General features: G+C 63.0%; 24 protein-coding genes. 10 read left to right on the plus strand and 14 right to left on the minus strand.

Annotation, left to right across the window (positions count from 1 at the left end; all coding sequences use genetic code 11):
- The first annotated feature begins 34 nt into the window (after window positions 1-34).
- Both LSO07_RS21180 and LSO07_RS21185 read left to right on the plus strand, forming a co-directional pair.
- Entirely contained in the window at window positions 35-955 is a 921-nt protein-coding gene (locus LSO07_RS21180) for a LysR family transcriptional regulator (protein WP_225317376.1), read from the plus strand.
- Window positions 956-1,028: 73 nt separating this feature from the next.
- Window positions 1,029-1,562 carry a DUF4256 domain-containing protein gene (locus LSO07_RS21185; RefSeq protein WP_151096501.1) on the plus strand — a complete coding sequence of 178 codons (534 nt, stop codon included), beginning with the start codon at window positions 1,029-1,031 and terminating at the stop codon, window positions 1,560-1,562.
- An 11-nt stretch (window positions 1,563-1,573) separates the two neighbouring features.
- Here the strand turns inward: LSO07_RS21185 and LSO07_RS21190 are convergent, their stop codons facing one another.
- Entirely contained in the window at window positions 1,574-3,730 is a 2,157-nt protein-coding gene (locus tag LSO07_RS21190) for a putative bifunctional diguanylate cyclase/phosphodiesterase (protein ID WP_070255576.1), read from the minus strand.
- A gap of 154 nt (window positions 3,731-3,884) precedes the next feature.
- Window positions 3,885-4,811 (minus strand): LysR family transcriptional regulator, encoded by a 927-nt coding sequence (locus LSO07_RS21195; protein WP_151096502.1) that lies wholly within the window; start codon window positions 4,809-4,811, stop codon window positions 3,885-3,887.
- A gap of 167 nt (window positions 4,812-4,978) precedes the next feature.
- Between LSO07_RS21195 and LSO07_RS21200 the strand changes: the two genes are divergently transcribed.
- The 6 genes from LSO07_RS21200 to LSO07_RS21225 all read left to right on the plus strand — a co-directional run bounded on the left by LSO07_RS21200 (window position 4,979) and on the right by LSO07_RS21225 (window position 11,816).
- Window positions 4,979-5,680 carry a pirin family protein gene (locus tag LSO07_RS21200; RefSeq protein WP_034779472.1) on the plus strand — a complete coding sequence of 234 codons (702 nt, stop codon included), beginning with the start codon at window positions 4,979-4,981 and terminating at the stop codon, window positions 5,678-5,680.
- Between the two features lie 28 nt (window positions 5,681-5,708).
- A complete protein-coding gene (locus LSO07_RS21205; RefSeq protein ID WP_092606100.1) occupies window positions 5,709-6,095 on the plus strand; it encodes a DoxX family protein in 387 nt (128 codons plus the stop codon).
- 156 nt (window positions 6,096-6,251) lie between these two features.
- The gene (locus LSO07_RS21210) at window positions 6,252-8,495 is read left to right on the plus strand and encodes a PhoX family protein (RefSeq protein ID WP_151096503.1); all 2,244 of its coding nucleotides are present in this window, start codon (window positions 6,252-6,254) and stop codon (window positions 8,493-8,495) included.
- Between the two features lie 220 nt (window positions 8,496-8,715).
- On the plus strand, window positions 8,716-9,369 hold the full coding sequence (gene ribA, locus LSO07_RS21215; RefSeq protein WP_034749940.1) for a GTP cyclohydrolase II: 654 nt from the start codon (window positions 8,716-8,718) through the stop codon (window positions 9,367-9,369).
- Window positions 9,370-9,438: 69 nt separating this feature from the next.
- Window positions 9,439-10,839 carry a S1 family peptidase gene (locus LSO07_RS21220; protein ID WP_151096504.1) on the plus strand — a complete coding sequence of 467 codons (1,401 nt, stop codon included), beginning with the start codon at window positions 9,439-9,441 and terminating at the stop codon, window positions 10,837-10,839.
- Window positions 10,836-11,816, plus strand: coding sequence for an FHA domain-containing protein (locus tag LSO07_RS21225; RefSeq protein ID WP_070255585.1), 981 nt, complete (start codon window positions 10,836-10,838; stop codon window positions 11,814-11,816). Before LSO07_RS21220 ends, LSO07_RS21225 begins: the two co-directional genes overlap by 4 nt.
- A gap of 92 nt (window positions 11,817-11,908) precedes the next feature.
- Here the strand turns inward: LSO07_RS21225 and LSO07_RS21230 are convergent, their stop codons facing one another.
- On the minus strand, window positions 11,909-12,565 hold the full coding sequence (locus LSO07_RS21230; RefSeq protein ID WP_034779740.1) for a CCXG family PEP-CTERM protein: 657 nt from the start codon (window positions 12,563-12,565) through the stop codon (window positions 11,909-11,911).
- Between the two features lie 472 nt (window positions 12,566-13,037).
- Here LSO07_RS21230 and LSO07_RS21235 point away from each other — a divergent pair, with 472 nt between their 5' ends.
- Window positions 13,038-13,418 (plus strand): MmcQ/YjbR family DNA-binding protein, encoded by a 381-nt coding sequence (locus LSO07_RS21235; protein ID WP_225317377.1) that lies wholly within the window; start codon window positions 13,038-13,040, stop codon window positions 13,416-13,418.
- On the opposite strand, the gene LSO07_RS21240 is transcribed toward LSO07_RS21235, so the two are convergent.
- Window positions 13,419-14,039, minus strand: a complete 621-nt coding sequence (locus LSO07_RS21240; protein WP_151096505.1) for a TetR/AcrR family transcriptional regulator — start codon at window positions 14,037-14,039, stop codon at window positions 13,419-13,421.
- Between the two features lie 91 nt (window positions 14,040-14,130).
- On the opposite strand from LSO07_RS21240, the gene LSO07_RS21245 reads away from it, so the two are divergent.
- Window positions 14,131-15,345 carry an MFS transporter gene (locus tag LSO07_RS21245; RefSeq protein WP_052139967.1) on the plus strand — a complete coding sequence of 405 codons (1,215 nt, stop codon included), beginning with the start codon at window positions 14,131-14,133 and terminating at the stop codon, window positions 15,343-15,345.
- A 3-nt stretch (window positions 15,346-15,348) separates the two neighbouring features.
- Here the strand turns inward: LSO07_RS21245 and LSO07_RS21250 are convergent, their stop codons facing one another.
- The 10 genes from LSO07_RS21250 to nuoL form a co-directional block, all read right to left on the minus strand.
- Window positions 15,349-15,651, minus strand: coding sequence for a hypothetical protein (locus LSO07_RS21250; protein WP_176376167.1), 303 nt, complete (start codon window positions 15,649-15,651; stop codon window positions 15,349-15,351).
- Window positions 15,652-15,708: 57 nt separating this feature from the next.
- Window positions 15,709-16,872 (minus strand): PQQ-dependent sugar dehydrogenase, encoded by a 1,164-nt coding sequence (locus LSO07_RS21255; protein ID WP_151096506.1) that lies wholly within the window; start codon window positions 16,870-16,872, stop codon window positions 15,709-15,711.
- A 33-nt stretch (window positions 16,873-16,905) separates the two neighbouring features.
- A complete protein-coding gene (ispF, locus tag LSO07_RS21260; protein WP_099388380.1) occupies window positions 16,906-17,406 on the minus strand; it encodes a 2-C-methyl-D-erythritol 2,4-cyclodiphosphate synthase in 501 nt (166 codons plus the stop codon).
- Window positions 17,407-17,423: 17 nt separating this feature from the next.
- Entirely contained in the window at window positions 17,424-18,125 is a 702-nt protein-coding gene (gene ispD, locus LSO07_RS21265; protein ID WP_151096507.1) for a 2-C-methyl-D-erythritol 4-phosphate cytidylyltransferase, read from the minus strand.
- A gap of 12 nt (window positions 18,126-18,137) precedes the next feature.
- Entirely contained in the window at window positions 18,138-18,833 is a 696-nt protein-coding gene (locus tag LSO07_RS21270; RefSeq protein ID WP_191909748.1) for a hypothetical protein, read from the minus strand.
- Window positions 18,834-18,841: 8 nt separating this feature from the next.
- Entirely contained in the window at window positions 18,842-19,399 is a 558-nt protein-coding gene (locus tag LSO07_RS21275; RefSeq protein WP_070255807.1) for an NUDIX domain-containing protein, read from the minus strand.
- A gap of 74 nt (window positions 19,400-19,473) precedes the next feature.
- A complete protein-coding gene (locus tag LSO07_RS21280; protein WP_099394247.1) occupies window positions 19,474-19,797 on the minus strand; it encodes a DUF2818 family protein in 324 nt (107 codons plus the stop codon).
- A 3-nt stretch (window positions 19,798-19,800) separates the two neighbouring features.
- Window positions 19,801-21,303 (minus strand): NADH-quinone oxidoreductase subunit NuoN, encoded by a 1,503-nt coding sequence (nuoN, locus tag LSO07_RS21285; protein ID WP_034779502.1) that lies wholly within the window; start codon window positions 21,301-21,303, stop codon window positions 19,801-19,803.
- A 16-nt stretch (window positions 21,304-21,319) separates the two neighbouring features.
- On the minus strand, window positions 21,320-22,819 hold the full coding sequence (locus LSO07_RS21290) for an NADH-quinone oxidoreductase subunit M (RefSeq protein WP_151096509.1): 1,500 nt from the start codon (window positions 22,817-22,819) through the stop codon (window positions 21,320-21,322).
- A gap of 29 nt (window positions 22,820-22,848) precedes the next feature.
- Window positions 22,849-24,951, minus strand: a complete 2,103-nt coding sequence (nuoL, locus tag LSO07_RS21295) for an NADH-quinone oxidoreductase subunit L (RefSeq protein ID WP_070255607.1) — start codon at window positions 24,949-24,951, stop codon at window positions 22,849-22,851.
- Window positions 24,952-24,990: the final 39 nt, after the last annotated feature.

The following is a 24,990-nucleotide window of genomic DNA, read 5'->3' on the forward strand; positions in this document are numbered from 1 at the left end:
TGATATAGACTCCAATAATGGAAACACCTGTGAAATGGATTCAATAATGGCCAGGCAAGACATCAACCGTGCGTTCGAGATGGCCGTGTTCGTGGCCGTGGTGGAAACGGGCGCCTTTTCCGCCGCCGCGCGCCGCCTGGCCTTGACGCCATCGGCCGTCAGCAAACTCGTCAATCGCCTGGAAGCGCGGCTCGGCGCCCGTTTGCTCCAGCGCAGCACGCGCCAGCTGCACACGACGCCCGAGGGCGACGCCTTCTTCGTGCAGTGCAAGCGCATCCTCGACGATATCGATGGCGCCGAGCGCGAAGCGGCCCAGGGCGCCGCGCCGCGCGGGCGCCTGCGCATCAACTGCTTCGTGCCGTTCGGCGTGCGCCATCTGCTGCCCATCCTGCCCGAATTCGCGCAGCGCTATCCCGACATCGTGCTTGACGTGGTGGTCAGCGATGCCATCGTCGACTTGCTGGAAGACCGCACGGACATCGCCATCCGCACGGGCAAGCTGAAGGAATCGAACCTGGTGGCGCGCAAGCTGGGTGAAGACGCGATGGTCGTGGTGGCGTCGCCTGCCTACGCGGCACGGCACGGCCTGCCGCACTCGCCGCAGGACTTATCCACGCACAATCTGCTGGCCTTCAATTTCCGCTGCCAGAACGAAACCTGGCCCTTCCTCGATGAGGCGGGCAACACCGTGCAGGTGGCGCCGCAGGGCAATACCTGCGTCAGCGATGGCGAAAGCATGCGCCAGCTGGTGCTGGCAGGCATGGGACTGGGACGCTTTTCGCGCCAGCACGTGCTGCGCGATATCGAGCAAGGTGATTTGATACCCGTGCTGCAGGACTACAATCCGGGCGACAAGGAACTCGTGCACGCCGTCTTCGTGGGGCCGGGCTTGCAAGTGCCGGCCAGGGTGCGCGTGATGCTCGATTATCTGCTGGAAAAAGTAAAACTGGGGTGAGCGCCACCGACAAGCAGCGCGTCCTATAATCGGCCCTATCGTTGATATCGTTGAAACTTCAGGGAGCCGCGTCATGCACGATGACTTGATCCACACCTTGCAAACCCGCTTCAGCCAGCACATGCACCGCCATCCGGACTTGACGTGGGACAGCGTGCTGGCGCGCTTGAATGCCGCTCCCGCCAGCCTGGCCGCCTTGCGGCAAATGGAAGACACGGGCGGCGAACCGGACGTCATCGGGCATGCCGGCGACACGGGCGCCGTCACGTTTTGCGATTGTTCCGCAGAAAGTCCCATCGGCCGGCGCAGCCTGTGTTTCGATGCCGCGGCCTTGGCCGCGCGCAAGGCCAACAAGCCGGCCGGCAACGCGGTTGCCATGGCGCAAGCGATGGGTATCGCGTTGCTGACGCAGGCGCAATACCGCCAGTTGCAGGAACTGGAACCGTTCGACCGCAAAACCTCGAGCTGGATCGCGACGCCGGACAGCATCCGGGCGCTGGGCGGCGCCCTGTTTTGCGACCGCCGCTATGAGCAGGTCTTCGTCTACCACAATGGCGCCGAATCGTATTATGCGAGCCGGGGTTTCCGTGGACGACTCAAAGTCTGACAATCGCTGGCTCAGGCCAGCTCTTCCAGCCGCAACTGCCGGCCTTCATCGAACATCAGCTCGAACTCGGCCGCCGGCACGGCCGGGCTGAACAGATAGCCTTGCAACTGGTCGCAACCGAGTTCGCGCAGGAAGCGCATCTGTTCGGCCGTTTCCACCCCTTCGGCGACGATTTCCTGGCGCAACTGCTGCGCCATGGTGACGATGGCGCGGGCGATGGCGCAATCGTTTTCCTCGAAGGGCAAGCCGATGACAAAGGAGCGGTCGATTTTCAAGGTACTGATGGGGAATTTCTTCAGGTAGGCGAGGCTGGAATAGCCGGTGCCGAAGTCGTCCAGCGCCAGCGCCAGGCCCATGGCCACCAGCTGGTTCATGATGTCGATCACCTTGTCGGCGCCGCGCATCAGCAGGCTTTCCGTGATTTCCAGCATGATCTGGTCGGGCCGCACGCCATAGCGTTCCAACACGGCCGCTATGCGCGCAGGCAATTGTTCATCGAACTGGCGCGCCGACAGGTTGACGGCGATGGCCGGCATGTGCAGGCCCCGGTCTTCCCAGCTGCGGATCTGGCGGCACGCCTCGTCCAGCACCCAGGTGCCCAGCTCCAGGATCAAACTGGTTTCCTCGGCGACGGGGATGAAGACGCCGGGCGAGACCATGCCGCGCATCGGATGCTTCCAGCGCAGCAAGGCTTCCGCGCCGACGATGCGCCCGCTGGCCAGGCTCACTTTCGGCTGGTAGTGCAATTCCAGCTCCTTGTCGCCCAAGGCCAAACGCATTTCACTTTCCAGCCGCAAATGTTCCTTGGCCCTGCGGTTCATGTCTTCGCGGTAAAACAGGAAGGTCGATTCGATGGTCTGGCTTGCCTTGGACACGGCCACGTCGGCAAAGCGGAACAGGGCCGGCGCTTCCAGGCCGTCTTCCGGATACACGGTGATGCCGATGCTGGCGCCCACGTGCAGGGCGTGCGTATCGATATTGATCGGCGCTTCGAGCAAATTGAGCAGCTTTTGCGCCACATTCGCCGCGTGTTCGCGCTTTTCGATATGCAGCAGGGCCACGACGAACTTGCTGTTGTCGACCCGCGCCAGGATGTCCGCGTCGCGCAGGGCGCCACGAAACAGCTGGCCGATGGCGATCACCAGCTGGTCGCCCACTTCATGGCCCAGCGTGTCGCTGATGGAACCGATGCGGCTGATGTCGATGACCATCAGCGCGCCATGCGTGCCCTGCCGTTTCGCTTCGGCCAGGCCCTGATCGACCAATTGGTTCAGCAGGCAGCGGTTGGGCAAGCCCGTCAGGCTGTCGTAGTTGGCCATGCGCTGCATGCGCGCTTCGGCATCCTTGTGCACCGAGATATCGGAAAACAGGGAAAACACGTGGCTGATTTCGCCGAATTCGTCGCGCACGACGCTGATGGTGACGTCTTGCGGGAACAGTTCGCCATTCTTGCGCTTGCCGATGATTTCGCCGCGCCAGGAACCGTGCCCGCGCATGGCGGCGCGCACCTTGGCGCGGAAATCGGGGTCGTGCACGCCAGAACGCAGCAAGTCCGGCGTGCGGCCGATGGCTTCTGCCGGCGAATAGCCGGTGATGCGGCTGAAGGAACTGTTGATCGAGACGATGCGCTCTTCCGCATCCGTGATCAGCACGGCTTGCTCGCTGTCTTCGATGATGCGCGCGTGCAACCTGACCTTGTCCACGTCGGACAGCGGCTCGCTCATGGCCGACAGGCGCACGGCCATGCCGCACGCCTTGCCGGCCTGGTCGTGGATCACGTGGCGGTGCATGCGCAACCACGTCACCATGCCCGACTTCTTGCGCCGGCGCACATCGGTGGCCACGTCGCCCTGGGTGAAATGCAGCTCCAGCACGCTCGCTTCCGCGTCGTCTTCCGGATACAAAAACAGGATGTGCTGGCCCAGCGCTTCCAGTTCGGAATAGCCGAACATCTGTTCCGCCCCATGGTTCCAGCCGATCAAAAAGCCATCGGGGTCGATTTCCAGCAAGGCGTCGGCCGGCGCCACGCGCACCACGGGGCGGCTGGCGCCGCGCAGCCGCTCCAGTTCTTCCTCCAGCCGCGCCATGGTGGCGGCCTGCTGCGGCCCCGCCTGTTCACGGGCATCCTGGGCCAGTCGCAGGCACAGCGCAACCTTCGCCTCAAGCATGGCAACCCCACTCTAGAGCCAGGTCAGGGGAACATATCAGGGGCGCTGCGGTGTGTGTAATCATCAAAATCCCACTATGGGGCGTGGAGGTCGGGCGGGAAATACTGTGAATATGGTAACTTAAAAGTGTTGGCGTATGTCAACATTTTAAGGCCTACGCCGAATGGCCCGGCAGATGCTGCGCCAGGCGGGCAAACACATCCGGTTCGCGCATGCGCGCCATCCACCAGCGCAGCGCAGCGCCATCCTCTCCCACTCGCCAGGCCAGGTAAAACGTTTCCGACGGTTTCGGTTCTTCCACGGCCTTTTCCACCAGCAAGCCGCGCGCGATGGCGGCGCGGGCGCACGGCCCCGGCAGGAAGCCAAAACCCAGCCCCAGCACCTGGTAGTCGAACTTGACCTGCATGTTCGGCACGCTCAAGGCATCTTGCCCCAGCAGCAGCCCCACCGTGCGCGGCGCCATCTGGCGCGCCGAATCGGCCACCACCACGGCCCGGTGCTGCTGCAGATGGCCGCGCGACAAGGGTTCCCGCACCTGGGCCAGAGGATGCGTGGGCGCCACGGTAAAGACGAAGTCGAGCATGCCGATCGGCTGCGCGATATAGCCGCCGCCGGCCGGCCCGTCGCCGGGCGCGCCCACCAGCAAGTCGGCACGCCGGTCCAGCAGCGCTTCCCACGTACCCGACAGGGTGTCCTGCGACAGGCGCAGCCGCGTCTGCTGCGCCACGTCATAGAAGGCGCGCACGTCGTCGGCCAGGGCCAAGGCGGAAAACATGGAGTCGATGCCGATGGACAATTCCGTTTCCCAGCCGGATGCCACCCTGCGCACGCGGTGCTCAAGGTCCTGCGCCGCCTTCAACAGATAACGGCCCTCCTTCAGCAATTCCTGGCCGGCCGCCGTCAGCATGACTTTCGGGCCATTGCGCTGGAACACTTGCACGCCCAGGTCGTCTTCCAGCTTGGCCACGGTATAGGAAATGGTGGACGGCACTTTATGCAGCTCCTTGCCGGCCGACGAGAACGATCCACGGCGGTCGATGGCGTCAACGATTTGCAGGGCTTCCAGGCTCAGTCTTAACATTCGATTTTTTCGATCATAGGTCGCAAGATTTTCCGTTTTTCTTTCTCTGCAGAGGGGCCTATACTTTGTTCATCGTACAGCGAGGGGCAGAAAAGACGCCACGGCACAGCGCCAGGCAACGGTCCTTCGAAATTATCGCACATTAACTTATAGAAACGGAGTCCACCATGTTACAGATTCGTCATAGCGAAGAACGCGGCGCCGCCAACCACGGCTGGCTCAATTCCCACCACAGCTTTTCCTTCGGCAGCTACCACGATCCGCTGCACATGGGCTTTGGCCCCTTGCTGGTGATCAATGAAGACCGGGTCACGCCAGGCCAGGGTTTCGGCACGCACGGCCACCGCGACATGGAAATCATTTCGTATGTGCTCGACGGCGCGCTGGAACACAAGGACAGCATGGGCACGGGCTCCGTCCTGCACTACGGCGATGTGCAGCGCATGAGCGCCGGCAGCGGCGTTCGGCACAGCGAGTTCAACCACTCGGCAACGGATGGCTTGCACTTCCTGCAGATCTGGATCCAGCCGAACGTGACGGGCATTCCGCCCAGCTATGAAGAGAAACACTTCACGCCGGAAAGCAAACGGGGCAAGCTGCGCCTGATCGCCTCGAGCGACGGCCGCCAGGGTTCCGTGCTGATCCACCAGAATGCGGCCATCTACGCCAGCATCCTGCAGGAAGGCGAACAGGCCGAACATGCGCTCGACGAAGGCCGCCTCGCCTATGTGCACCTGATCCGCGGCAGCCTGGTGGTCAACGGCACGCCATTGAAAGCGGGCGATGCGCTGAAACTGACGCAGGAAGCCAGCGTCATCATCACGCAGCCGGAAGACGCGGAATTCCTCGTCTTCGACTTACCCAAATAATTGATCAATATAGAAAAAGAGAAAAATCATGGAAAACAAAACCAACATCTTGCTGCCCCTCGGCCGTGCCGCCCTTGGCGTGCTGTTCTTTGTCTCGGGCTTGCTGAAAATCGGCGGCTTTGCGGGCGTGGCCGGCTACATGGCCAGCCAGGGCTTGCCGATCGCCAATATTTTGCTGGTGGGCGTGATCGTGCTGGAAGTGGGCGGCGGCCTGCTGCTGATCACGGGCTGGCAGGCGCGCTGGGCGGCGCTGGCCCTGGCGCTGTTCCTGATCCCCACCACGCTGATCTTCCACGCCTTCTGGAGCGCCGACGCGGCCCACTTCCAGGACCAGTTGACGAATTTCCTGAAGAACCTGTCCATCTTCGGCGGCATGCTGTTGCTGGTGGAGCGCGGTTTTCGCCAGGCCAAATAAGGCCAAGGCTGCCTGACCGAACGGGCCCGTCATGGACGCGGCCCGCCGGGCCGGCAGCCTGTCACCGTTTTGTCATCCAGCTGACATGGCGCTGTCACATTCGACAACTATCATGCGGTTGCCTTTAAATCACGCAACCACAGGACATCGCAGCCCATGAACAAGCCCAACGATCTGGCCATCAGCGCCACCGATCTGAACGACATTGACAGCAACGCGTCCCACGACAACCACTTCAACAGCATCCTGAACGCCCGCCTGAGCCGCCGCAACTGGCTGCGCGGCAGCGCCGTCACGGCCGCTACCGCCGTCATGGGTTCGATGGGTCTGTCCGCTTGCGGCGGCGGCAGCGATGCGGTCGCCATCACGCCGACGCCAACGCCGACGCCCGAAAAACTGCTGGCCTTCACGGCCGTGCCGAAAAGCCTGGCCGACGTCGTGTCGGTGCCGGCCGGCTACACGGCCACCGCCCTGTATGCGCTGGGCGACTCGCTGCGCGCGGCGACGCCTGCCTACAAGAACGACGGCAGCGATACCGATTTCGACAACCGCGCCGGCGACCACCACGACGGCATGGAATACTACGGCCTCTCCGCCGCTGGCGCGCCGCTGGCGTCCGGCGCGGAACGGGGCTTGCTGGCCATGAACCACGAAGCGACCACGGACGAAAAACTGTCCTCGCACTTCCTGCACGTCAATGGCGGCACCACCACGCTGCCGCGTCCCGCCGCCGAAGTCGACAAGGAAGTGGCCGTCCACGGCCTGAGCGTGGTGGAAGTCAGGAAGACGGGCAGCGCCTGGGCCACCGTCAACGATTCCGCTTTCAACCGCCGCGTCACGCCGCTGACGGACATCGAAATTGCCGGCCCCGTGCGCGGCAACGCCCTCGTGGTGACCAAGTATTCGCCGACCGGCACCAAGACGCGCGGCACCATCAACAACTGCGGTACGGGCAAATCGCCATGGGGCAGCTACCTTTCCGGCGAAGAAAACTGGGCCGGCTACTTCACCCGCTCGGCCACCGACAATGCGGCACGCGGCGACAAGTCGGTCGCTTCGCTGAACCGCTATGGCCGCAGCCAGGGCGGCGCCTCGCGCCACGGCTGGGAAACGGGCGGCAGCGACGACAAGTACGCGCGCTGGAACCTGAGCAAGATCGGCGCATCAAGCAACGGCAGCGACGACTACCGCAATGAGTTGAACGGCATGGGCTACATCGTCGAAATGGACCCGTACGACAAGACCAAGGCTATCCGCAAGCGCACGGCCCTGGGCCGCTACGCGCATGAAAGCGCCGCCTTCAGCGTGCCGGCCGTGGGCCAGCAGCTGGCAGTCTACATGGGCGACGATTCGCGCAACGAATACATCTACAAGTTCGTCACGACCGCCGTCTGGGCCGCCGCGGACGCCAACCCGGCCGACCGCATGGCCACCGGCGACAAATACCTCGATTCGGGCAAGCTGTACGTGGCCAAGCTGGCCGCCGACGGCACGGGCCAGTGGATCGAGCTGGCCATGTCGAACGCGCTGATCCAGGCGTACAGCGCCTACAAGTTCGCCGACCTGGCCGACGTGCTGGTCAATGCCCGCCTGGCGGCCGACGCCGTGGGCGCGACGAAGATGGACCGTCCGGAATGGTGCTCGGTCAATCCTGCGAATGGCGAGATCTATTACACGCTGACCAACAACTCGAACCGCACCGTCAATCCGAGCGGCTCGTCGCAGCTGGCGCCGGACAGCGCCAACCCGCGCGCCTACACGGACATGAAGGGCAGCAGCGCGCAGAACGGCAATCCGAACGGCCACATCATCCGCTTCAAGGAAGGCACGGGCGCGGCCGCGGCCACCAGCTTTACCTGGGATGTCTACCTGTTTGGCGCCGAAAGCGGCGCCGACGCCAGCAAGATCAACCTGTCGAACCTGACGGCCGATCAGGATTTCTCGAGCCCGGACGGCCTGGCCTTCAGCCCGTACACGGGTATCTGCTGGATCCAGACCGACGATGGCGCCTACACGGATGTGACCAACTGCATGATGCTGGCGGCCATTCCCGGCAAGGTCGGCGATGGCGCCAAGTCCACCCTGAACTACGCGACGGCGGCCGGCGGCAACCTGGCGGTCGACACCTTCATCGGCAAGAAACCCTCTGCCGACACGCTCAAGCGCTTCCTGGTGGGACCGGTCGGCTCGGAAATCACGGGCATCAGCGAAACGCCCGATGGCAAGACCATGTTCATCAACATCCAGCACCCGGGCGAAAACACCTCGCTGGCGAATATCGGCGATCCGTCCAAATACACGAGCCAGTGGCCGGCCAACGCCGGCTATGGCGCCGGCAAGCGTCCCCGCTCGGCCACCATCGTGATCACCAAGAATGACGGCGGACGCATCGGCAGTTGATATCCCGTGCCTGGCGGCGGCATCCGCCAGGCAAAGCCAGCAGTTCACCTTGTAAAAGGAGGAAGTGTCCCTAAGTAAGGCTTATCACCAGACATTGCAACGACCGAATGGCAGCCAGGGAAAACGTTTCCCTGCTTTTTGGTATGATGGCAAGGCGCGCCGGCACCGGAGTGGTGTCGCGCGCCTTTTATTTTTGATAATTACTTATATGAGCACAACCATGCAAAGCGGCGCAGACATCCTGGCGACAGGCGAATTGGATTACACGACTTCCTGCGCACTGCCGACGCCGTGGGCCCAGTTCACCCTGCACGCCTTTGTCGAGCACGCCACGGGCAAGGAACACCTGGCCATGGTGCTGGGCGATATCGGCAACGGCGAACCGGTGCTGGCGCGCGTGCATTCCGAGTGCCTGACCGGCGACGTGCTGTTTTCCCAGCGCTGCGACTGCGGCGCCCAGCTCGAAGGCGCCCTGAAACGCATCGCCGAGGAAGGCCGCGGCATCTTGCTGTACCTGCGCCAGGAAGGGCGCGGCATCGGCCTGATCAACAAGATCCGCGCCTACCGCCTGCAAGAGGCGGGGGCCGACACGGTGCAGGCGAATGAACAGCTGGGCTTCAAGGCCGACGCGCGCAACTACACCTTGTGCAAACCCATGTTTGCGCAGTTCGGCATCCACAGCCTGCGCCTGATGACGAACAACCCGCGCAAGATCGCCGCCATGGAAGCGCTGGGCATCACGGTGGCCGAACGGGTGCCGCTGCTGGTCAACCGCAACGCCTTCAACCAGCATTACCTGAATACCAAGCAAAGCAAGCTCGGTCACATGATGACGCCGGAAACGGCCCCGGCGCTGGAAGACGGCGCCCTGTAGTGCCCCGGGCCGGTACGTGCTCGATACCGCGCCGCGCCGGCCGCGCTCCTGCTCACGCACAAAGGATGCATGAAATTATCTAACCTCGCCTTCTTGCTGGCCAGCCTGTGCGCTGCCGCAGGCGCCCACGCGGCCCCGGCGCCTGTACCTGCCGCGCCAGCCGCGGCCCCCACCGCTTCGACTCCCCCCATCAAGCCGCCGCCGGCCACCGCCGCGCCAGCCGCCACCGAACATGCGGCCCTGCCGCCGCCCTCCTCGGCCGCACAAAAGCTGTACACGGCCGCGCGCGCCGACATCCTGCAAGTGCGCGTGCTGCTGAAGAACGGCCGCACGCAGTCGTCCGTCGGCTCGGGCTTTTTGATCGGCACGGGCGACCTGGTGGTGAGCAACTATCACGTGGTCTCCCAGTTCGCCCTCGACCCGGACACCTATGTGGGCGAATGGGTCGACACGAGCGGCCAGCGGGGCAATGTGGAATTGCTGGCCGTCGACGTGCTGCACGACCTGGCGGTATTGCGCGTGAACCGCCATGGCACGGGCTTCTTCAAGATGCCGGAAGGGCTGGCGCCGCTGACGCAAGGCCAGTACCTGTATTCGATGGGCAATCCGCTGGACCTGGGCTTCGCCATTTCGGAAGGTTCCTATAATGGCGTCGTCACGCGCAGCTTCTACGACCAGCTGATGTTTACGGGACCGATCAATTCCGGCATGAGCGGCGGTCCCAGCGTGACGGCAAATGGCGACGTGGCCGGCGTGAACGTGTCGAAACGCCTCGATGGCGAACTGGTCAGTTTTCTCGTGCCCGCCCGCTATGCCCAGCAATTGCTGGCCAAGGTGGCGCAGCAAGGCAAGCCGCCGAAGGACTTCAAGCCGCTGGTGACGGCGCAGCTGCTGGCGCACCAGGAAGTCATGCTGGCGCGCCTGCTCGACACGCCATTGAGCCTGAAAGCCATGGGCCCGTACCGCGTGCCCGTGCGCGAATCCAACCAGATGCGCTGCTGGGGCCGCTCCAACGTCAAGTCCGACAAGCCCTATATGCTCGACAACACCAGCTGCGCCATGGAATCGGCCATCTTCATCTCCGGCGCCCTGCAGACGGGGCAGGTGTCGATGCGCCACGAATTTTTGCGCAGCAGCGAATTGGGTCCGCTGCGCTTTTCCGAGCTGGCCAGTGCCTCGTTCAAGAATGAAAGTTTCGGCAGCTACAAGAGCGCGCACCTGACGGCCCCCCATTGCACCGAACAGTTCGTCAAGAACAAGACCTTGCCCTTGCGCGCCGTCCTGTGCGTGCGCGCCTACCGCAAGTTTACGGGACTGTACGACTTCGCCCTGCTGGCCGCCAGCACCGATGAGCCATTGATGAGCCTGCAAAGCCGCATCGACGCGCGCGGCGTGTCCTACGCCAACGGCATGCGCGTCACGCGCACCTTCCTCGAAGCGCTGTCGCGGGAAAGCGGACGCAAGCCATGAAAGCACCATACTTCATCGAAATCCTCGCCGAGAATGGCGAAGTGCGGCAGCGCCAGCGCATGGCATCCCTGCCGATCCGCATCGGCCGCGGCTACGACAACGACTTCATCCTCGATGATGCGCATACGGCAGCCGCGCACGCCATTGTCGAAGACGACGGCGCAGGCGGCCTGCTGCTGCGCGACCTGGGCAGCCAGAATGGCGTGATCCACCGGGGACAGCGGCAACTGCAAGTGGCCATGACCGGCAACAGCATCGTGCGCCTGGGCCACACGCGCCTGCGCGTGCGCGCCAGCGACCATCCCGTGGCGCCCGAACTGGGCGATACCACCCGGCATGACTGGGAAGGCTTGCGCCCCGCCGTCGCCGGCCTGGCCATGATCGGCGCCTCGGCCGCCTTCAGCAACTGGCTCAGCGATGCGGACGCCTTCGACCCGATTTCCTACCTGATGATCATCGCCTACGCGCTGGCCGGCGGCCTCGTGTGGGCGTCGATCTGGGCCGTGGCAAACCGCCTGTTCGGCCATGTGGCGCGCTTCGGCCGCCACCTGTTCATCATCGGCTGCGGCTTGCTGGCCATGGAGGCGTGGGAACTGGGCAGCAACATGGCGGCGTATGCGTTGTCGCTGGAAGTGCTGACGCGCTACGGACGGCACATGTTCATCGTCATCGTCTGCGCCATGATCTACTACCATTTGTGCACGATCAAGCCGCAGCACCCGCGCCGCTTCGGCCTCGTTGCCGTCGTGCTGGCCATCCTTGGCTCGACCCTGATCCTGCTGAGCAATTTGCAGAGCAGCGGCCGCCTGGCCGACGAGCCGTACATGTCCGTGATCTACCCGCCCGCCTTACGCCTGAGCCCGGATCACACGACGGACGCCTTCTTCCGCGATGCGGCCAGCCTGCAGCGCGCCGTCGATGCCGAGCGCGGCAAGGCGGCCAAGGGTGCCGACGAAGACGAAGACAGCGGCGATTAAGCCGCCGCCATGCAAAAAGCCCGCCGTGTCCTGACAGACCGGCGGGCTTTTTATCGCGCGCCATCAGGCGCGGCGAGGTCGGCGATACAAACTTAGAACTTGGATTCCTGCTTGCGGCGTGCCGTAAAGCCCAGCAAGCCCAGGCCGATCAGCAGCATGGCGTAGGTGGTTGGCTCTGGAACAGCCGAGATCAAGCCATCATTGGCGCCGAAGCTGACGAAATTGTTGTTGCCCGCCTTGAACTGCGCTTGCTGGCCGCCATCGCAGCAGCCTTCCAGGCCGTAGATACTCAGAGTATGGTTGCCGGCCGCCAGGGTGCTCGAACCGCTGAGGAACTGGCTGCCATTGTTGTAGTTGCCTGCCCACCACATGTCATTGCTCTTGAAATCCAGCGCCACGCCGTCGAGGAACAGGGCGCCGCCTTTGCCGAAATCGACGCCGCTGCGGAAGCTCCAGGTACCCGCATCGGCCGCGCCGACGCCAAAGTTGATGACGGATTTGAAGGCGATGTTCGAGCCGCTGCCGAACAGGCCGCTGTTGTTGACGTTGTCATAGCTGGCAATCGTCGTCGAGCCATAACCGGCGCCGGGCGTGGCCACGGCGGCATTCACAACGGACTGGTAGTCGGCGGCGGAGCTTTGCGCGCCGGCGCCCGAATAGCCGGTGGACAGGGTGATGGTGCTGGCGTTCGCGTGGGCAAACACACCGACAGCGATCAGGGACAAAGCGATTTTAGGCAAGTTTTTCATGATGGTATCCAGTAAGTAAGTATTCAGTGGGCGCAGCAAGGGGCGCTGGAGCTGAATACACGCTGCATTGAGGCGTGTCGGCGTAGCGCTAGGGATTGCAGGAATGAGCGGTCGGGGGCATGGCTTCCGCGAAACAGCGCGGACTTGCGGCGTGCCATGGCGGCACTGCAAGCGTCCTGGAAAGGGTTCGGGTTCCCGGGACAAGGCCAGACAATTGACGGGTCAGGTAAGACGATGAAGCTATTCTAGCTCAAATTCCTTGGAAGAAAAGTATTTTTCTTTTAACCATGAAAGATATTTTTATGGCAAGCACCTGTCCAGTGACAGAAAAACCCCATCCATCACTCTGGAGCGGCGACCATGCGCGGCACGTGACGTGTCGCGGCTGCACCACAGACCAGTCCGTCAGTGTCGCATCTTGCGCATTTCTTTTCGCATGCCTCTGCACCACGGGGTGAAACAGCATGGCAAAATGCAGTCACGCTGCTATCTGTCCGATGAGGGGGAAAGAGGAATGGTCGACCTGGAAGAACTACGCTATCTGGCACTGTCGTTTCCCGACACCACCGAGGAAGAACACCACGACCGTCCGGCGTTCCGCGTGGGCGGGAAGATCTTTGCCACCCTGCCCGATGACGAGCACATCAACGTGCTGCTCGATGCGGAAGCGGCGCACATCGCCACCGTCATCACGCCATCGGGCTGCGAGAAACTCTGGTGGGGAGAACGCCTGGCCGGCATCACGGTGCGCCTGGCGGACGCCGAGCTGGACATGCTGGCCGCCGCCCTGACGGCCGCCTGGCGGCGCAAGGCGCCCAGCGACCTGGCCAAGACCATCGCCCCGACAGGATAGTTACAGCGGCCAATTGCGCAGCAGCAATCCCACCATTTGCTGCAACTGCTCGCGCGATACGCCGGCCGCCGCCTGGATGGCCATGCCCTGCGACAGGGTCACGACAAAACGCGCCTGCTGCTCCGGGCAGGAATCGGGCGGCAAATCCCCATCTTCCCTGGCGCGCCGCAAGCGGTCGCGCAGCTTGATTTCACCGCGCAGCCGGCGCGCAAACAATTCATCGCGGATCGGCAAGGCATCGTCGCTGCAGGCAAGCGCCGCATTGACGCCCATGCAGCCGTGCGGACCGTCCGGCATGGTTTGCGCGTCGACATATTGCGTCAGCAAGGCTTCCACCACCTGGCGCGCCGTCGGCTGCTCCAGCGCCGCGTCGAAGAACCGCATGCGCGTGTCGCTGTAGCGTTCGAGCGCCTTGTGGAACAATTGCTCCTTGTTGCCGAAGACGGCATACAGGCTGGGCCGGTTCATGCCCATGGCTTTCGTCAATTCCGGCAGGGAGCTGCCCTCATAACCCTTTTCCCAGAATACTTTCATGGCGCAATCGAGCGCCTGATCCGCGTCAAACGTGCGTGGCCGCCCCGTTTTCGCCTTGACCGCTTCCTCATTTTTATCTTGTTTCATACCGTTCGGTAAAAAATTATTGACAACACTGTCTGCCTTCCCTGATTATATACCGACCGGTTAAAAACCTCCCGGCTTTTCAGGAACCCCTATGCACACACCTTCCAACGCTACTGGCGACGATACCACCGTGGCGCCATGGCTGGCCGTCTTATCGGTCGGCATCGGCGCCTTCGCCCTCGTCACCTCCGAATTCCTGCCCGTCGGCCTGCTGCCCGCCATGGCGGCCGAACTGGCCATCAGCAAGGGCCAGGCGGGGCTGATGATCACCACGCCCGGCATCGTTGCCGCGTTTGCCGCCATCTTTGTCACCGTCGGCTCGGGCCGCCTGGACCGCCGCATCGTGCTGCTGGCTCTCACGGCCCTGCTGGTGGCGTCGAACCTGCTGGTGGCGCTGGCGCCGTCGTATGCGTGGATACTGCTGGGCCGCGCCATGCTGGGCGTGGGCGTGGGCGGCTTCTGGGCCATCGGCAGCGCCATCGGCCCGCGCCTGGTGGCGCCGCAGCATGCGTCGCGCGCCATGTCCATCATCTTCGCCGGCGTCTCGCTGGGCACGGTGGCGGGCGTGCCGGCCGGCGCGCTGGTGGGCGAGCTGGTGGGCTGGCGGGTCGCATTCGGCGCGGCCAGCGCCATTGCCGTGCTGGTCTTCCTCGGCCAACTGTTGCTGCTGCCCAAGCTGCCACCGACGCAAGCCATCCGCCTGCGCCAGCTGCCGATGATTTTCGGCATCCGCAAGGCCAGGCTGGGCCTGATCGCCACAGCCATGATCTTCACGGGCCAGTTCGCCGCCTACACGTATATCGCGCCGTTCCTCACGCAAATCTCGCACCTGGCGGCCGGCACGGTCAGCGCCATGCTGCTCGTGTATGGCGCTTCCGGCTTCATCGGCAACCTCGCGGGCGGCTGGGCCGCCGGCCGCTACGAACGGGCCGCGCTGATGGTGACGGGTGCCGTGCTGGGCTTGTCCACCCTGGCCCTGGCCGCGTTCGGCAGCCATTCGCTTACCGCCATGCTGCTGGTGGCCGTATGGGGTTTCGGTTTCGGCGCCATGCCGATCGCCGTGCAGACGTGGATGTTCAAGGCGGCGCCACACTTGATGGAAGGCAGCAGCGCGCTGTTTGTCGCCATCGTGCAAGTGTCGCTGGCGTCGGGCGCCTTGCTGGGAGGCATGGCCGTCGACCGGCTGGGGGTATCGAGCGCGATGGTGGTCGGCGGCCTGTTCGCCCTCGGCTGCGCCTTGACGATCGCCATCTTTGGCAAGCCGCAGGCCAGCCCCAAGGCTGGCGCGGCCTGCGTCACATCGTAGGAATCAAATGCGGCCGCGGCGGAATTCGCCAAGGAATTTCGTCACTTCGGCCGGCGTCATCACGACGTCCGCATCGCCGTGATACGCATACAGGAAGGGCGTGCCGCCCAGGCGGTCCGTCAGCTTGGCGAACAGCAGAAAGCGGCTGCCCAGCGGGTAGCGCTGCACGTCGACCAGGCGGCGCGAGCACTGCACGGCCAGTTCGGGAGAGAAGGCCTGGCCCGGCACGGGGCGGATTTCCACACGGCCATCAATGGCGCGCGATTCGACGGCGACGTGCCGGTATGCATAAGTATCACGGGCCATGCCGCCACCTTGAATGAAGTAAAGGCGCCATCTTAAGCGAAGATGGCGCCTGCCGTGTTACTGCGCCACGATGCGCAGCAGGCGGCCATTGTCTTCATCCGTCAGCGCATACAGATAGCCGTCCGGCCCCTGGCGCACGTCGCGCACGCGCGCGCCGATGGCCAGGCGGTCCTGCCCCGTCACCTTGCCGCTGGCATCGACGGCGATGCGGCGGATATCCTTGGCCGCCAGGCCGCCGCTGAAGATGCTGCCGCGCCAGGCGGCAATCTTGTCGCCCGTGTAGACGGCCAGGCCCGACGGCGCCGGCGACGGCACCCAGGCCACGCTCGGATTGAGCATGCCGGCCACTTCACGCTTGCCGACCGGTTCGTGCGTCGTGTAGTCGGCGCCATAGCTTTGCAGGGGCCAGCCGTAGTTGCCGCCCGCCGCCACCAGGTTCAGCTCATCGCCGCCATATGGACCATGTTCCGTGGCCCACACGCGGCCGGAAACAGGATCAAGCGCCAGTCCCTGCACGTTGCGATGGCCATACGACCAGATTTCCGGCAAGGCACCCTTGGCGGCCAGCGGGTTGCCAGGTGCCGGCTTGCCGTCTTCCGTCAGGCGCAGGATGGAACCCTGGTGCGTGGCCAGATTCTGTGCCTGCTCGCGCGCCAGGCGGTCGCCGATGCGCAGCGGCGGGTTGCCGCCATCGGCCACGCTCATCAGTAAAGTGCCGTCCGGCAGCCACAGCAGGCGCGAACCGAAATGCTGGCCGCCGCTCTTGTCCGTAGCGACCTTGAACAGGGTCTGGATGCCCGTCACCTTCTTGCCGTCGAACACGCCGCGCACGAGGGTCGTGCGGTTGGCGTCATTGTTGCCGGTCGACACCGTCATGTAGACGCGCTGCTGCGCCTTGCCCGCATCCTGCGGGTGCAGGACGATATCGAGCAAGCCGCCCTGCCCGCCCGTAAACACCTTGGGCATGCCTTCCAGCGCCACGTCGGTAAAAGTCTTTCCATTCAGCAGATGCAATGTTCCCTGCTTGCTGGTGACCAGCGCGCGGCCCTCGCCCAGCCAGGCGATGCCCCACGGCTGGCGCACGCCCTGCGCGACGGTCTCGGCCTTCCAGCCCTGTTTGGCGGCGGGCGGCTCGCCCGTGGCTTGCAGTTCGGCCCAGGCCGCTGGCGCGGCGGTCAGTGCCCATGCAAGCAGGATGCTGGTACGGCGTAGCTGGAACATGCTCTCTCCTAGTGGTGGATAGTCGGTGGCGTATCAGGCGCGCAGCAGCAAGGCCACGGCTTCGGCCGCGATGCCTTCTTCACGGCCCAGGTAGCCCAGTTTTTCATTCGTCTTGGCCTTGATGTTGACCTGGCCCACACTCACGCCCAGGTCTTCGGCCACGTTCGCGCACATGGCGGCGATGTGCGGCGCCATCTTCGGGCGCTGGGCGATGATGGTGGCGTCGATATTGCCGATGATATAACCGGTGGCTTGCACGCGGCGCACGGCCTCGCGCAGCAAGGTGCGCGAATCGGCGCCCTTGAACTGCGCATCCGTGTCGGGGAAATGGCGGCCGATGTCGCCCAGCGCGGCGGCGCCGAAGATGGCGTCCGTGATCGCGTGCAGCAGCACGTCCGCGTCGGAGTGGCCGAGCAAGCCCAGGTGATGGGGGATTTTCACGCCGCCGATGATCAGGTCGCGGTTTTCCACCAGCGCGTGGCAGTCATAGCCCTGGCCGATGCGGAAAGGCAGTACGGGAGTCGTTGTGTTCATGCGGGTCTCTCTGGAATTCAAGGGTTGGCCAAATACAGTTCGGCCGTGTATATGTCGCGCGGCAAGGTCACTTTCAGGTTGCGCGGGTGGCCTTCAACCAGCCTGGGCGCCAGGCCCAGCGCTTCGACGGCGCTGGCGTCGTCGGTGATCGCTTGCGGGTCGGGCGCTTCGGATAAGGCTTGGTGCAGCAAGGCATAGCTGAACATCTGCGGCGTCTGCGCCAGCCATAGATGGTCGCGCGGCACCGTCTGCGCCGACAGGCCGTCCTGCCCCGCCCGCTTGACGGTATCGACCACGGGCAAGGCCAGCAGGCCGCCGGCCGGGTGGTCGCCCACCTCGTTGATGAGTTTTTCGATCAGGGCCGGCGTCAGGCCAGGGCGCGCCGCGTCGTGCACCAGCACCTGGTCGTGGGCGGCTATGCTGCCGTGCACGGCCTGCAAGCCATTCAGGATCGTCTCCATGCGCGTGGCGCCGCCGCAGCGCAGCACAGTGACGCCCTGCTCCGGCACGACCGTGTCAATCACGCTATCCTTCGCGCTGACGACGACATACGTGTGCGCGATCAGGGGGCTGGCGAGAAAGGCGTCGAGCGCGTGGCGCAGCATGGGTTTGCCGGCGATAGGTAAATATTGCTTGGGACTGCCCGCTTCCATGCGCGCACCCACGCCGGCGGCGGGGATCAGCGCAAAATAACGGACGGTGTTCGGTGCTGCTGTCATGCCATTCCTTGTCTAGTTGGCGGGCGCTGCCTTGCCCGCCAGGATGTTCTGGATTTCGCCCTTGCACGCCTTGCCCAAGCGCGCATATTCTTGCGGAGAATCGATGGCCGCCTGCAAGGTTTCCACCTTGCGCATTTCAGCCTTGATATACGGCAACCAGCCCGTGTCGATCTCGCGCGCCAGCGCCGCCTTGGCCGTGCCGCTGGGCGCATACAGGGGCCGCGCCTCGAAACGTTTGGCCAGCGCCGCGCGCACGGTCTTTTCCACGCGCGGCAAATGCTCCATATAGGTCTTCATGTGCCGCAGCTCGTGCGCGAGTATCTCATCATACGCGCAAGTGCCGGGGGCAAACTCGCGGCCGATATAGATCACCACGGGCGCATACGTGAGGGACACGGTAATCTGCGGCGCCACGCATTCATAGCCGCTGGCCGGGTCTTGCAGCATGGGACCGGCCAGAGCGATGGCCACGCGCGAATCCGTCTTCGTCAATCCCAGTACCCAGGTATTGGCGCGCGCCGTGCCCTTCATCACGGTCAGGGCCTTGTACGGCAGATGCGTGTCGATGCTGTAGCCATTCTGCTGCGCCGTCAGCACGGACACCGTCTTGCTGATCGTGTCTTCGCAGCGCACCTGGAACGGCGTGCGCGCGGCCCCGTGCGCGCCCAGGCTGGCAAATGCCAACAGCAAAAAGAGAGCCGCGCGCATGTGCGGAATCAGGCCGGCTGCCAGGCGCCGCTGGTGATCTTGTCGAGCCAGAAGATACCGATGACGGTTTTCACGTCCGTGATCGTGCCATCCTTGACCCAGTCGAGCAGCTGCGGCACCGTGGCCGTAAACGTTTCCAGGAATTCGCCCTCGTCGAGCTGGCGTTCGCCGGCCACCAGGCCGCGCGCCAGGAACAGCTCCAGGTGTTCATCGGAATAGGCAATGGCATTATGGATGGTGGAGACGAATTGCCAGTCGCTGGCCGTGTAGCCCGTCTCTTCCAGCAATTCGCGCTGGGCGCAGGCCAGGTGCGACTCTCCCGCGTCGATCTTGCCGGCCGGGAATTCAATGAAGACCCGGTCCAGCGGATAGCGGTACTGGCGCTCCATCAGCACCGTGCCGTCGTCGAGCAGCGGCAGGATGACGACGGCGCCCGGATGCAGGACGAATTCGCGCGCCGTGATCTTGCCGTCCGGCAGCGCAACCCGGTCGCGCTGCACGCGCAGGAAGCCGCCCTGATAGACGAGCTCGCCGTCCACCTTGGTCTCAGTTAAATTCATATCCATACGTTCAGTATCCATACCTTGATTATGCTCAATAAAAAAAAACGGCGCCAGAGGCGCCGCTTTCGGTCGATGGGCTAGCGCCGCTTGCGCAGGTAGCGAGTGACGAAGCCGGGAAAGGCCAGCACCAGGAACAGGCATCCCGTGATGGCATAGAACTCCCACGTCTGAGGGAAACCGTTGCCGATGCGTGCTTCGAGCGCGAACGCCACGGCGCCGACGATGAAGTACAGAATCACCATCTCCAGCAGGCGCAGCGCCAGCGGCTTGCGCCAGCCCTGCTCTGCTTGCGCCGCCCTTTTCAGGGGCACGGCGGCAAACAGTTTCTCGTTCAGGAAAGGCAGGTTGGCGCCCAGGATGCCCAGGGCGATCACCAGCCAGCTCGAGGCGGTGACATCCATCGGTCAGGACGCCAGCGTCTTGGTGATGGCGGTCGCGCAGGCAGCCAGGATGCTGTTAGGCATCACACCCAGCGCCAGGACGAACACGCCGTTCAGGGCCAGCACGACGCGCATGTCGCCATGCACGACCAGCACATTGCCGTCCGTCGGCTCGTCGAACCACATCATTTTCACGACGCGCAGGTAGTAGAAGGCGCCGATCAGCGAGAACAACACGGCAGCGATGGTCAGCCACAGCTGGCCCGTCGCCAGCACGGAAGCCAGCACCGAGTACTTGGCCATGAAGCCCATCAGCGGCGGCACGCCGGCCAGCGAGAACATGAACAGGGTCATCACCAGCGCGAAGATCGGGCTGCGTTTGCCCAGGCCCTTGAAGTCGGCCAGTTCGTCTGCTTCGAAACCATTACGTGCCAACAACATGATCACGCCAAAGGTACCCAGGGTGGTGAACACGTAGGTGATGACGTAGTACATCGAGGCGCCGTAGGCGGTGGCTGCGCCAGCCGCGTTCAGGGTGTTGTTCGGTGCATCCACAGTACCGGACAGCAAGCCCAGCAGAACGAAGCCCATTTGCGCGATGGTCGAGTACGCCAACATGCGCTTCAGGTTGGTTTGCGCGATCGCGGTGAAGTTGCCGATCGCCAGCGACATCACGGCCAGCACCAGCAGCATTTGCTGCCAGTCATGTGCCATCGGCAGCAAGCCTTCGGCCAGCAAGCGCAGGGTGATGGCGAAGGCGGCCAGTTTCGGCGCCGCGCCCAGCAGCAGGGTCACGGCCGTCGGCGAACCTTGATACACGTCAGGCACCCACATGTGGAATGGCACGACGCCCAGTTTGAAGGCCAGGCCAGCAACGAGGAACACCAGGCCGAAGACCATGATGGTGCCGTTGGTCTTGCCGTTTTCCAGCGCCACGCGCAGTTCGCCCAGGTCCAGGGTGCCGGAGGCGCCGTACAGCATCGAGATACCGTACAACATGAAACCGGAGGCCAGCGCGCCCAGGATGAAGTATTTCATGGCCGCTTCCGTGGCCTTGGCATTGTCACGGCGCAAGGCGATCAGTGCGTACAGCGACAGCGACATCAGTTCCAGACCCAGGTAGATGATCAGGAAGTTGTTGGCCGAGATCATGATCATCTGGCCCAGCAGTGCAAACAGGGCCAGCACGTAGAACTCGCCGCCCAGGTTACCCGACAGCATGCTGCGGTCGGTGGCATAGGCGCGCGAGTAGATCAGGGTCAGCGCCACGGCGCCGTACGAGAACAGTTTCAGCAGCTGCGACATCGGGTCCGACACGAACATGTTGTGGAACGTGTAGACGGTGGTGCCCGCATTGAAGTCGCCCACGGTCAGCAAGGCGCAGCCGGCCAGGGTCAGCAGCGACAGCGCATAGGTGATCGAACGCTTCGCCGCAGGCAAGAACATATCGATCAGCAAGAGCGCCGACGTGGCGATCAGCAGAAAGATTTCCGCGTACAGCGGTACCAGATTAGGTGCATTAGTCATGTTATCGGTCTTCTATTTAAGGCAACTTGCTGGTGGCGACATGCTGCAGCAGGTCAGCAACCGAAGTTTGCATCGTGTCGGTGAACGGGGCTGGGTACAGACCCATCACGAGCACGGCGATGGCCAGCACAGCAAGCATGAAGAATTCACGTTTGTTGATGTCGGTCAGTTCGGCCACATGCTTGTTCTTGATCTTGCCGAACACCACGCGCTTGGCCATCCACAGCGAGTACGCCGCGCCCCAGATCAGTGCCGTTGCAGCCAGCAGACCGATCCAGAAGTTGTATTTCACCGCGCCCAGGATCACCATGAACTCGCCGACGAAGCCGGAAGTAGCAGGCAGACCGCAGTTGGCCATCGAGAACAGCACGAAGAAGGCGGCAAATTTCGGCATGCGGTTCACGACGCCGCCGTAGTCGGCGATGTTGCGGGTATGCATACGGTCATACAGCACGCCGATGCACAGGAACATCGCGCCGGAGATGAAGCCGTGCGAGACCATCTGCACGATACCGCCCTGCACCGAGATGTCGTTGAACATGAAGAAGCCCAGGGTCACGAAACCCATGTGCGCGATCGACGAATAGGCGACCAGTTTTTTCATGTCTGTTTGCACCAGGGCAACCAGACCGATGTAGATCACGGCGATCAGCGACAAGGCGATCATGAAACCCGACAGGTAGTGGCTGGCGTCCGGCGTGATCGGCAGCGAGAAACGCAGGAAGCCGTAGGCGCCCAGTTTCAGCATGATGGCGGCCAGCACGGCGGAACCGCCCGTTGGCGCTTCCACGTGGACGTCCGGCAACCACGTATGGACGGGGAACATCGGCACCTTGACGGCAAACGCCATCAGGAAGGCCAGGAAGATGAAGATCTGCTCGTTCATCGTCAGCTTGAACGCATGCCAGGCCAGGATGTCGAAGGTGCCCGACACATTGCGCAGGTAGATGATGGCAACCAGGGTCAGCAGCGAACCGAAGAAGGTGTACAGGAAGAACTTGAACGACGCGTACACGCGGTTCGAACCGCCCCAGATACCGATGATGATGAACATCGGGATCAGGGTTGCTTCAAAGAAGAAGTAGAACAGCAAGCCGTCCAGCGCGCAGAACACGCCGATCATCAGGCCCGACAGGATCAGGAACGAGCCCATGTACTGGGCGATGCGCTTCTCGATCACTTGCCAAGCGGAAATGACGACGATGACGGTGATGAACGCCGTCAGTGGCACGAACCACAGCGACAGGCCGTCGATACCCAGCGAGTACCAGATATTGAAGGTCTCAATCCACGGTGCTTTTTCGACGAATTGCATGCCGTGCGCGGCGTTGTCGAAATGCTGGATCAGCGGCAAGGTGCACAGCATGCTGAGCACGGCGCCAGCCAGCGACAGCCAGCGGGTAAAGCCCGCTTTGCTGTCACGGCCGAGAGAGAGGATCAGGACGCCGCAAATGATCGGCACCCAGATCGACAGACTCAGGTAAGGAGGTAGTGTAGAAATCGTAGACTGCATCATGGTTCTCAGTATTCTTTTATCAGGTCAGCTTACTTAGCGGGCCAGAATGGCAGGAAATAGATCAGGAAGCCCAGCACGCCCAGGATCATCACGAATGCATAGTGATAGATGTAGCCGGTCTGCAGCACTCGCGACAGCGAGGACAGCCAGGCGACGACCTTGGCGCTACCGTTGACCAGCAGGCCATCGATCAGCTTCTTGTCACCGAAGTTCCACAGGCCATTACCCAGCAAGCGGGCACCGCCGGCGAACACGACTTCATTGAACTTGTCCATGTAGTACTTGTTGTCCAGCAGGGTGTGGATCGCGTGGAACTTGGCAAAGAACCAGGCCGGTACACGCGGGTTGACCATGTAGCAGTAGTAGGCTGCCACCACGCCGGACAATGCCAGCCAGAACGGTGCCGTCGACAGGCCGTGGATCGCCATCGCCATTGCGCCGTGGAATTCATGCGACAACTCTTCCATTGCTGGATGGTTTTCGCCGACGAAGATCACGCCCTTGAAGAAATCGCCATGCAGCATCGGGCCGATCGTCAGGTAGCCGATGATCAGCGAAGGAATCGCCAGCATCACCAGCGGGAACCATACGACGAATGGGGACTCGTGCGGCTTCTGGCCAGGTTCCAGACCGTGGTGCGCGTGGTCGTCTTCCTCTTCTTCATGACCATGGTCGTCATGTGCATCGCCGTGCGCGCCATGGGCCGCTTTCGGTGCGTGATGGTCGTCGTGACCGTGCGCATGCGCCTGGCCGAAACGTTCCTTGCCATGGAAGACGAGGAAATACATGCGGAACGAGTAGAAGGCGGTGACAAACACGCCAGCCAGCACGGCGAACTGGGCAAAGCCAGCACCCCAGATGTGCGTCGCTTCGACGGCTTCGATGATGCTGTCTTTCGAGTAGAAACCGGAGAACAGCGGCGTGCCGATCAGGGCCAGCGAACCGATCAGGGAAGTGATCCAGGTGATCGGCATGTATTTGCGCAGGCCGCCCATGTTGCGGATATCCTGGTCGTGGTGCATGCCGATGATGACGGAACCGGCGCCCAGGAACAGCAGTGCCTTGAAGAATGCGTGCGTCATCAGGTGGAACACGGCCACGGAGTACGCGGACGAACCCAGCGCCACGGTCATGTAACCGAGCTGCGACAGCGTCGAGTAAGCGACGACGCGCTTGATGTCGTTCTGGATGATGCCCAGGAAGCCCATGAACAGCGCCGTGATGGAGCCGATCACCAGGATGAAGGACAGTGCCGTGTCGGACAGTTCGAACAGCGGCGACATGCGCGAGACCATGAAGATACCGGCCGTCACCATCGTCGCGGCGTGAATCAGTGCCGAGATCGGGGTAGGACCTTCCATCGAGTCAGGCAGCCACACGTGCAGCGGGAACTGCGCCGACTTGCCCATCGCGCCGATGAACAGGCAGATGCAGGCAACGGTCAGCAGGGCCCAGTCGGTACCTGGCAAGCTCAACAGCGCCAGTTCGTCTTTCTTGGCGAATACTTCCTGGTAGTTCATGGTGCCGGCGTAGGCCAGCAGCAGGCCGATGCCCAGGATGAAGCCGAAGTCGCCCACGCGGTTGACAAGGAAAGCCTTCATGTTGGCCACGATGGCCGTCGGACGCTGGTACCAGAAACCGATCAGCAGGTAGGAAACCAGGCCCACGGCTTCCCAACCGAAGAACAGTTGCAGGAAGTTGTTGGCCATGACCAGCATCAGCATCGAGAACGTGAACAGCGAGATGTAGGCGAAGAAGCGGTTATAGCCTTCGTCGTCCTTCATGTAGCCGATCGTGTAGATGTGCACCATCAGGGAGACGAAAGTGACCACGCACATCATCATCGCCGACAGCGAATCGATCTGGAAGCCCACTTCCATCTTCAGGGTGCCGATCGTCATCCAGTTATAGATCGTGCCATTGAATGTCGCGCCATCCATCACTGCCAGCAGTGTCTGCACGGACAGGATGAACGCAATCAGTACGCCCAGGATCGTCGCGGTATGCGACGTCTTGCGTCCGACCAAATTACCCAGGAACTGGGTGCCAAGCAAACCTGCAATCGCGGCACCGGCCAGCGGCGCCAGCGGTACGGCAAGAAGGAGGTTAGGGTTGAGGAGTTGCCCCGCCATGATGAACCTTAATCGTTATTATTCGAGAGATCGAGTCTG

The organism is Janthinobacterium sp. PLB04, from assembly GCF_021165895.1.
GTDB lineage: Bacteria > Pseudomonadota > Gammaproteobacteria > Burkholderiales > Burkholderiaceae_D > Janthinobacterium > Janthinobacterium lividum.

Bases quoted from the DNA above. Each gene is read 5' to 3' on its own strand.
- LSO07_RS21230 (WP_034779740.1), bottom strand. From the start codon at position 12,565: ATGAAAAACTTGCCTAAAATCGCTTTGTCCCTGATCGCTGTCGGTGTG.
- LSO07_RS21250 (WP_176376167.1), bottom strand. From the start codon at position 15,651: ATGGCCCGTGATACTTATGCATACCGGCACGTCGCCGTCGAATCGCGC.
- LSO07_RS21255 (WP_151096506.1), bottom strand. From the start codon at position 16,872: ATGTTCCAGCTACGCCGTACCAGCATCCTGCTTGCATGGGCACTGACC.
- nuoN (WP_034779502.1), bottom strand. From the start codon at position 21,303: ATGACTAATGCACCTAATCTGGTACCGCTGTACGCGGAAATCTTTCTG.
- LSO07_RS21290 (WP_151096509.1), bottom strand. From the start codon at position 22,819: ATGATGCAGTCTACGATTTCTACACTACCTCCTTACCTGAGTCTGTCG.
- LSO07_RS21225 (WP_070255585.1), top strand. From the start codon at position 10,836: ATGAAAGCACCATACTTCATCGAAATCCTCGCCGAGAATGGCGAAGTG.
- LSO07_RS21205 (WP_092606100.1), top strand. From the start codon at position 5,709: ATGGAAAACAAAACCAACATCTTGCTGCCCCTCGGCCGTGCCGCCCTT.
- LSO07_RS21200 (WP_034779472.1), top strand. From the start codon at position 4,979: ATGTTACAGATTCGTCATAGCGAAGAACGCGGCGCCGCCAACCACGGC.
- LSO07_RS21190 (WP_070255576.1), bottom strand. From the start codon at position 3,730: ATGCTTGAGGCGAAGGTTGCGCTGTGCCTGCGACTGGCCCAGGATGCC.
- ispD (WP_151096507.1), bottom strand. From the start codon at position 18,125: ATGACAGCAGCACCGAACACCGTCCGTTATTTTGCGCTGATCCCCGCC.
- LSO07_RS21275 (WP_070255807.1), bottom strand. From the start codon at position 19,399: ATGGATATGAATTTAACTGAGACCAAGGTGGACGGCGAGCTCGTCTAT.
- LSO07_RS21185 (WP_151096501.1), top strand. From the start codon at position 1,029: ATGCACGATGACTTGATCCACACCTTGCAAACCCGCTTCAGCCAGCAC.
- LSO07_RS21280 (WP_099394247.1), bottom strand. From the start codon at position 19,797: ATGGATGTCACCGCCTCGAGCTGGCTGGTGATCGCCCTGGGCATCCTG.
- LSO07_RS21210 (WP_151096503.1), top strand. From the start codon at position 6,252: ATGAACAAGCCCAACGATCTGGCCATCAGCGCCACCGATCTGAACGAC.
- nuoL (WP_070255607.1), bottom strand. From the start codon at position 24,951: ATGGCGGGGCAACTCCTCAACCCTAACCTCCTTCTTGCCGTACCGCTG.
- LSO07_RS21240 (WP_151096505.1), bottom strand. From the start codon at position 14,039: ATGAAACAAGATAAAAATGAGGAAGCGGTCAAGGCGAAAACGGGGCGG.
- LSO07_RS21270 (WP_191909748.1), bottom strand. From the start codon at position 18,833: ATGCGCGCGGCTCTCTTTTTGCTGTTGGCATTTGCCAGCCTGGGCGCG.
- ribA (WP_034749940.1), top strand. From the start codon at position 8,716: ATGCAAAGCGGCGCAGACATCCTGGCGACAGGCGAATTGGATTACACG.
- LSO07_RS21220 (WP_151096504.1), top strand. From the start codon at position 9,439: ATGAAATTATCTAACCTCGCCTTCTTGCTGGCCAGCCTGTGCGCTGCC.
- LSO07_RS21195 (WP_151096502.1), bottom strand. From the start codon at position 4,811: ATGTTAAGACTGAGCCTGGAAGCCCTGCAAATCGTTGACGCCATCGAC.
- LSO07_RS21245 (WP_052139967.1), top strand. From the start codon at position 14,131: ATGCACACACCTTCCAACGCTACTGGCGACGATACCACCGTGGCGCCA.
- LSO07_RS21235 (WP_225317377.1), top strand. From the start codon at position 13,038: ATGCAGTCACGCTGCTATCTGTCCGATGAGGGGGAAAGAGGAATGGTC.
- LSO07_RS21180 (WP_225317376.1), top strand. From the start codon at position 35: ATGGATTCAATAATGGCCAGGCAAGACATCAACCGTGCGTTCGAGATG.
- ispF (WP_099388380.1), bottom strand. From the start codon at position 17,406: ATGAACACAACGACTCCCGTACTGCCTTTCCGCATCGGCCAGGGCTAT.